This window comes from Hyphomonas sp. (assembly GCF_037969335.1).
Classification (GTDB): Bacteria; Pseudomonadota; Alphaproteobacteria; order Caulobacterales; family Hyphomonadaceae; genus Hyphomonas.
Window position 1 is genome coordinate 1 of record NZ_JBBKXE010000099.1, and the last position, 8,144, is coordinate 8,144.

The following is an 8,144-nucleotide window of genomic DNA, read 5'->3' on the forward strand; positions in this document are numbered from 1 at the left end:
CAAGGACGATGTGGCGGACGTTACCGCCTCCGGCGTGCCGGGGCGTCGCCGGGATTTCCCGGACCGGGCCTGGCATGGCACGGCCAAGGCACTGGCCAGCGGGCCGCGCGGCGATGTGCGGGTGTCCGACGCGCTGCAGCACTCGCTGAACGTGCCGGCGGTGATGATGCTGGACAAGGTCGGGCCGGAGCGCTTCGTCGCGCAACTGGCGCTTGCCGGGGCAAGTCCCCGCATCGCGGGCTCGGCCAGCCATGAAGCAGGCCTCGCCATCGCGCTCGGCGGCGCAGGCCTGACCGCACGCGAACTGGCCGTGCTGTATGCTGCGCTCGGCGACAAGGGCGTGGCCAAGCCGCTGGTCTGGCGCGCCGATGAGGAAGATGCGACCTATGAACGTCCCGGCCGCCGCCTGGTCGGCGAGGCCAGCGCCGATGAAATTCTTCGCATCCTGCAAAACGGTCCGACGCCCGCAGGCCGCGTCCCGGGCCGGCTGACCGAGAACGCGCCACAGATCGCATTCAAGACCGGCACGTCCTATGGCTATCGTGATGCCTGGGCGGCGGGTGTGGCCGGCGACCTCGCGATCATTGTCTGGGTTGGCCGGGCCGATGGCGGGCCGCGCCCGGGCGTGACCGGCGGCGACGCTGCGTTGCCGATCCTGTTCGAGATTGCCGACCGGGCCGCGCACCATTTGCGCGATACCGGCGAGGCGCGCGGGCGACTGACATCCGAGCGGCGGCTGCAGTCCCAGGGCGCGATGCATGACTTTGCAGCGGCGGCCCCGCCGCAAATCCTGTTCCCGCCGAGCGAGGCCGAACTCTGGGCCGGCAAGGTCGATGGCGCCCCTGCGCGCGGTTTCGTGCTGGCCGGGCGGGGCGAGGGGCACCTGTCCTGGTATGTCGACGGCGCGCCCTGCGCGATCGATGATGCCGGCGCGCCGGTCTGGTCGCCCACCCGCGAGGGATTTTACACGGTGACTGCAGTGGATGCTGCAGGCCGGGCCAGCCGCGTGCGTGTGCGTGTCCTCACCGGGCCTGCCTGAGAACATGGCATTGCCGTAATTTCGACACGCCGCAACAACACGCGATCAACACAAATCTGTTAGGTATGCGATTGCTGCCTTTTCGGCAGCAGCGACTGTCCCATATGTGGCTGTAGACGGAGCGCCAAGCCGCCGTCGATCAGTGAGTGAGTTTACCATGCGTGCCCGTTCTGCCCCCCTTATTGCCATTGCCGCCGGTATTGCGGCCGTTGGCCTCGCGTTCATCTCGAGTGCAGGCGAGCAGGACACGCCGACCAATGAAGTGCCCAAGCGCTTGTCCTCAGCCGTGTTTGCCGGTGGGTGCTTCTGGTGCGTCGAGTCCGATTTCGACAAGGTCGATGGCGTGATCGATACCGTTTCGGGCTATACGGGCGGCCGGATTGCCAACCCGACCTATAAACAGGTCAGCCACGAGGACACGGGGCACTACGAGGCGGTGAAGATCACCTATGATCCTGACGTCGTGTCGTATGACTATCTCGTCACCTACTTCCTGCACAATGTCGATCCGACCGATGCCGACGGCCAGTTCTGCGACAAGGGCGAGAGCTATCGCACCGCAATCTTCGTGGCGAACCCGACCGAGCGCGCGATCGCCGAAGCCGATATTGCTGCGGTGGAGGCCTCAGGTGTGTTGCCTGCGCCAGTCGTGACACAGGTGATCGGTGCCGAAACCTTCTGGCCTGCCGAAGGCTACCATCAGGACTATTACAAGAAGAACGCGCTCAAATACCGCTACTATCGGGCGTCCTGCGGCCGCGATGCGCGGATCAAGAGCCTCTGGGGCGACAGCGCCGCTACTCACTGATCCTGTGGTGCGGGGCAGGGGGGCGACGGGAATTCCGATTGTCCCGCGTGCCGCTTTTCCCACGCATCATCGTGCAGGTCCGGCGCGAAGCCTGACGCCAGATACAGATGGAAGCGCCGTGTGATCGGGCAGCCATTCCCGCGTGTGCCCAGCGGGATCACAATCTCTCCTGTCGAGTCGAACGTGTTGAAGTCGCTGCGCAGCATCGGGCGCATTTCAGCGTGCAGCGAGACGACGAGCACCTTTTCGTCCAGCGGTGGTGCCAGCGGCACAGATTCCGAAAAGCTCTTCGGCACGCCATAGCGTCGCCATGAGAGCAGGGGCACGGACCGGTCGCGGGCATAATAGTCGAGGCCGTGCCAGACTTCGCGTTCGTCAACGAGCACGGACGTCGCGCCCAGCTCTGCCGCCTTCTGGAACACGTCTGCCGCCGCAATGTCCCAGCCGCGTGTACGCTTCTGCGCATTGTCGAAACCGAGTTCGGTCGACATGTGGGCCGGCAGCAGCGCAACCGTGACAAAGAAGGCGGCCAGCACGGCGTGGGCGGTGAGACTGGTCCAAAGCAGGCCAGCCGGGCGATAGGCCTGAAAGTGGCCATAGACGATCATGCTTCCGGCAATGGCGGCGCCGATCAGCACGCGCAGCCACAGGCCGAGGTCCGGCGCCAGCAGCAGGGCCACGAAGGTCAGCCCGGCAATCCAGAACCACAGGCTGCGATTGGGCTGGGCCCGGATCAGCCAGGCGGCGACGAGCACGCTCGCCGCTGGCCAGGCCGTCACCGCCCAGTTCGCATTGGCGCGCGACAGCACGGCCTGAACCAGGATGATGACAAGGACAGGCACCACAAAGCAGAGCAGCCAGCGGTCGCGTCCCATCAGGCCCGCATCGGAGCGCCGCATCACGAACAGGCCGAAGACGAGCGAAATCAGGCTGATCGGGCCGAACACGCCCATCTGGTCGACCAGGAAGTCGACCGCGTGTGCGGGATGGAAGAGATCGCCGTCGAGATTGGCATTATCGACCGTGTGGCTGACCGTCTTGAAATCATTGGCGGCGTTCCAGGCCATGTGCGGGGCAAAGATGGCGGCTGCGACCAGCAAGGCAGCCAGCCCGCGCCACGAGACCAGCGCCTTGCGGGTATCCTTGTCGAGCACCAGTGTCAGCCCGACCCCGATCAGGAAATACAGCATCGCGTATTTCGACAGGAAGCCCGCGCCGACGGCCACACCAAGACCCACGGCACTTGCCCAGCGGCCTTCACCGCTGCGCAGGCGCCAGAACGCATACAGACCGGCGCACCAGAACGGCATCAGCACGCCGTCGGTCGAGATCACGGCGGATGACAGGATCACGGCCGGCATCAGCGCATAGCCGAACGCGGCGAACATGCCGGTGCGCGCATCGTACATCGCGCGGCCGAGCAGGAACAGGAAGACCGCGCCGATCGTGTGCAGGAAGGGTGCGGCCAGCCGTACGGCCCATTCCCCATTGCCGAACACGCTCGTCACTGCATGGATCACCCAGGCGATCATCGGCGGCTTGGAATAATAGCCCCAATCGAGAGTCTCGCCCCAGCGCCAGTATTGCGCCTCGTCGGCATAGAGGTTCAGCGGCGACGCGACGAGAAACCCGATTCGCAACACAAGGAGCAGGCCGAGGCCAAGCAGCGTCGCGCGGAGATACGTCGATTCCGATTCGTGTTTCAGACCTGCCATGTCGTCTCACCTTGATACGTTCTATGCTTATGCAGCGCACTGTCCGTCGAATACAGCCCCCATTTCAGGCAAAGCCTGCCCCCTCAAGGGTCAAACCGTGGCTTTTTTGCACCGCAGCAAATCGAATGGCAGGATTCGGAAGGTGCCACGTTGAACTGTTAAAAACTTGTCACTAATCCGTCATTCAGCGGGAGTAAGCGACCGCAAGCCGACCTTGCTCAGATTTTCAGGTCGGGGGCTCATTTGCATCAGGGGAATATCATGATGAATTGGAATACTTTCGGTCGCGGCATGGCGGTTTCCGCCATCGCGCTCAGCGTCGCAGGCATCGCCTCCGCGCAGGTCACAACATCCAGCATTCGCGGACAGGTCTCCGATGCTGACGGCGGCGCCGTTTCCGGCGCGACAGTCGTTATCACGCACACACCGTCCGGCACCGTCTCAGCGGCCGTAACCGGCCCGAACGGTACATTCTCCTCGCGCGGTCTGCGCGTCGGCGGACCTTACACCGTTGAAGTGACCGGCGCCGACTTCACGCCTGTCACCGTCACGGACATCTTTATCGCACTCGACCAGACCTACCCGCTGGACCTCACGGTTTCCGGCGCGCGTACGCTGGACACTGTCGTCGTCACTGGCAGCCAGCTTCAGGCAGGCTTCTCCAGCCAGGGGCTCACGACCTCGCTCGGCCTTGAGGCCCTCAACGAAGTCGTCACGATCGACCGCGACATCACTGATGCTGCTGAACTCGACCCATTCGCAAGCGTCAACGTCCAGTCGGGCGGCGCCAAGGAACTCACGATTGCCGGCGCCAACAACCGCTTCAACTCGCTGACCATCGACGGCGTCGCGCTGAATGACCGCTTCGGCCTCAATGCCAACGGTTACCCGACGCAGCGTTCGCCGATCTCGTTTGACGCGATCCAATCCCTGTCGGTTGAAACCGCACCATTCGACACGGAATATAACGGCTTCACCGGTGGCACGATCAACGCCGTCACCAAGTCAGGCACCAATGAATTCCACGGTTCGGCTTTCTACTACAAGACTGACGACTCGATGGCCGGCAGCAAGATCGGCGACCGGAAAGTGGATCGCTCGTTCGAAGAAAAGACCTATGGCGGCACGTTCGGCGGCCCGATCATCAAGGACAAGCTGTTCTTCTTCGTCTCCTACGACAAGTATGAAGAAGCTGCTGCGCTCAACCGTGGCCCAACCGGCTCAGGCGCCGTCAATATCGAAGATGTGACACCAGCCGACATTACTGAAATCAGCGATATCGTTTCAACTGTTTACGGCTTCGACACGGGCGATTTCGCCGGCGGCGTGCCACCGGTTGAAGACGAGAAGATCCTCGCCAGCATCGATTGGAACATCTCCAACGATCACCGTGCGAAATTCACCTACATCTCGACTGAAGGCGCAAGCATCACCGAGCAGAACGGCAACAACTTCGTTCAGGGTGCCGATCTCGCTTACCCGTCTTCCTGGTACAACAACTCGGAATCAGTCGAGACTTTCATCGGTCACCTCTATTCCGACTGGACGCCAAACTTCTCGACCGAGGTCAAGATTGCCAAGACGACCCAGGCCACAGGCGCAGACAGCCTGAATGGCGCTGAGTTCTTCCTCGGATCGGTCGAAACGTCGACAGGTACGGTCATCGCCTTCGGCCCGGACCGCTTCCGTCATGGCAACGAACTCGACCAGGAGTTCATGCAGTACAAGCTGAAAGCTGAATACCTACTCGGCGATCACACGCTGAAGGCCGGCTTTGAGCGGGAAGAAGTCGATGTTGACAACCTCTTCGCCCAGAACTCCGAAGGCACGTACGCTTTTGCGTCGATCGACGATCTTCGCAACCGGATTGCTACCGGCGTTACCTATGACAACGCCATCACCAATGACGAGAATGACCTTCGCGCCATCTGGGGTTACAATTACAACTCCGTTTACGTTCAGGACACGTGGGATATCCGCGACGATCTCAGCCTGCTGTTCGGCCTTCGCTACGATTACTACGAATCGGAAGGCGAGATTCGTGAAAACCAGAACTTCATCAATCGCTACGGCTTCTCCAACACCAACGATCTTGACGGCCTGAATGTCATGCTGCCGCGCTTCTCGTTCAAGTGGGATGCCAGTGATGACATCACCGTTCGCGGTGGTCTCGGCAAGTTCTCGGGCGGCGCGCCAAGCGTCTGGGTGTCCAACAGCTATTCCAATGACGGTGTGATCAACGGAACTGTGTCGGATTTCGGATCGATCCTCGTGCCGAATACGCCTGATGCGACAACAGGTAACTACGTTCCCGGTTACCTCCAGGACCAGCTCGCAACCCAGACTCCAGACGGTCCGGTCAATGCACTCGACAATTCGTTCGAGATTCCTTCGACCTGGAAAGCCAATCTCGGTGTAGCTGTGAACGTACCGGGCAACTGGCTCGTCACTGCGGACGTTCTCTACAACAAGCTCGAGAATGCGCCTTACTGGTATGACGCAACCTGCGGCGATGCGATTGCTGCAGCACCTGACGGTCGTCCGGTCTATGATTGCAGCGGTGCGCCACAAGCCATCCTCGTTGGCAGCGTCGACAAGGGCAACTCGCTCTTGTGGGCCGTTTCGGCCAGCAATGACTGGGAAACGCCGGTTGGTGATTTCGACCTGTTCACCAGCTATACGCATGCAGACGTCAACGACATCGGCATGGGTACATCATCGACCGCCACGTCGAACTATTCCGACACGTCGCGGTGGAGCTACCAGAACCCACGGACCGGTACGTCGAACTTCGAAGTCGAGCACCAGTTCAAAATGCGCTTGAACTGGGAGAAGGAATTCTTCCGCGACTACGCCACCAAGGCCTCGCTGTTTGCGACCCGTCGCTCGGGCCAGCCTTACAGCTACACGTTCAATACGACGGGTAGTGACGATGTGTTCGGCATCAATGAAAGCAGCGCCGATGATGCGGGTGCGACGTTCTACGTGCCAACCGGCTTCAACGATCCGCTCTTCTCGGCTCAGTCGTTCGGTGGCGACGTCGCCATGCAGCAGGACTTCTTCACGTACATCGCGACATCGGAACTCAACGATTACAAAGGCAAGGTTGCGCCGCGTAACGGTGACAATTCCCGCTGGTCGACCATCGTTGATCTTCGCCTGCAGCAGGAACTGCCAGGTGCGATGAAAAACCATCGTACCTTCCTGTTCCTCGACATCGAGAACCTCGGTAACCTGATCGACAGCAATGCAGGTCGTATCCAGCGGACCCGTTATGAGTACGAGCGCCAGGTTGCCGATGCGGTGATCATCGACGGCCAGTACGCTTACGGTGTTGGCCGTGACGGTACACCGGGCACCGCTGATGATACTGGCTTCAGCACGTCGACGAATAACGAGATCCTCAACCAGTCGCTCTGGCAGGTTCAGATCGGTGTGAAATACGAGTTCTAGATCGTCCGCGATCCAGAATACAGATTGGGGAAGGGCGGTTCGCGATGCGGGCCGCCCTTTTCCTTGTTTGAAACCTGTGGCAAGGCCCTGCGACGATGACTGACGCTGCCCGTTTCCTCCCGCCCGAATGGGCCCCGCAATCCGCGCTCTGGTGCGGCTGGCCCCGGCTTGCCGACGAGTGGGGCGGCGATTTCGACGGTGCCCGTAGCGATATTGCAGGCTTTGTTCGCGCGGCGGCTGGATTCGTGACGGTCAAACTGGCAGCAGGCTCTGACGAGGCAGCGCAATCGGCAAGGGCAGCGGTGGGCGATGTGGCGGAGATCGTCGAGGTGCCGACCGGCGACATCTGGCTGCGCGATACCGGGCCGATCATCACCGAGGGAGAGGGCGGCCATCAGGCCGAGACGTTCCGCTTCAATGGCTGGGGCGGCAAATACCTGATGCCGGGCGATACCGAGACGGCGGCTGCCGTCGCCGGAATCGAGCGCATCCGCGTGCGCGCCCATGATATCGTTCTGGAAGGCGGCGCGATTGATGTTGATGGGGAAGGGCGGCTGCTGACGACACGGCAATGCCTGCTCAATCCGAACCGCAATGGCGACTGGACAGAAGCCGACGCCGAAGCAGCCCTCGTAAAGGCTTTCGGCGTCAATGACGTGATCTGGCTGGGTGACGGCCTGCTCAACGACCATACTGACGGTCATGTCGATAATATCGCGCGCTTCATCGCGCCCGGCCATGTCCTGTGCCAGCACCCGACGGGCCCCGACGACCCGAATGCCGAAATCCTGCTCGCCATCGAAGACGGCCTGCGCGGGGCTGGCCTGATGGTGACGACGATCTCCTCGCCCGGTCTTGTCCATTTCGGGGATGGCAAACCGGTCCCGGCCAGCCATATGAACTTCACCATCACAAATGGTGCGGTTCTCGTGCCGACTTACGACGAGCGTTTCAGCCTCGTCGCGATTGCCGAACTCCGCCCGCTGTTTCCCGGCCGGAAAATCATTGGCCTGCCAGCATTGAACATTCTGCGCGGTGGCGGCAGTTTCCATTGCATGACGCGCGAGATACCTGCCTAATCCCGGTTCGCCCCTGGACGTCCCACCCCTTTGCGACCCCCTTGCCACAC

The 8,144-nt window shown here is 61.7% G+C and carries 4 protein-coding genes and 1 pseudogene; 4 read left to right on the forward strand and 1 reads right to left on the reverse strand.

Annotated elements, in window-relative coordinates; genetic code table 11:
- A pseudogene (locus tag AADA04_RS07885) lies at positions 1 to 1,039 on the forward strand (hypothetical protein); the annotation flags it as partial.
- 157 nt (positions 1,040 to 1,196) lie between these two features.
- Positions 1,197 to 1,847, forward strand: a complete 651-nt coding sequence (msrA, locus tag AADA04_RS07890; RefSeq protein WP_340692710.1) for a peptide-methionine (S)-S-oxide reductase MsrA — start codon at positions 1,197 to 1,199, stop codon at positions 1,845 to 1,847.
- Here msrA and AADA04_RS07895 read toward each other — a convergent pair.
- Entirely contained in the window at positions 1,841 to 3,562 is a 1,722-nt protein-coding gene (locus tag AADA04_RS07895; protein ID WP_340692711.1) for a glycosyltransferase family 39 protein, read from the reverse strand. The two genes, msrA and AADA04_RS07895, sit on opposite strands and share 7 nt — an antisense overlap.
- 261 nt (positions 3,563 to 3,823) lie before the next feature.
- On the opposite strand from AADA04_RS07895, the gene AADA04_RS07900 reads away from it, so the two are divergent.
- Positions 3,824 to 7,015, forward strand: coding sequence for a TonB-dependent receptor (locus AADA04_RS07900; protein WP_340692712.1), 3,192 nt, complete (start codon positions 3,824 to 3,826; stop codon positions 7,013 to 7,015).
- Between the two features lie 95 nt (positions 7,016 to 7,110).
- Positions 7,111 to 8,094, forward strand: coding sequence for an agmatine deiminase family protein (locus tag AADA04_RS07905; RefSeq protein WP_340692713.1), 984 nt, complete (start codon positions 7,111 to 7,113; stop codon positions 8,092 to 8,094).
- Positions 8,095 to 8,144: the final 50 nt, after the last annotated feature.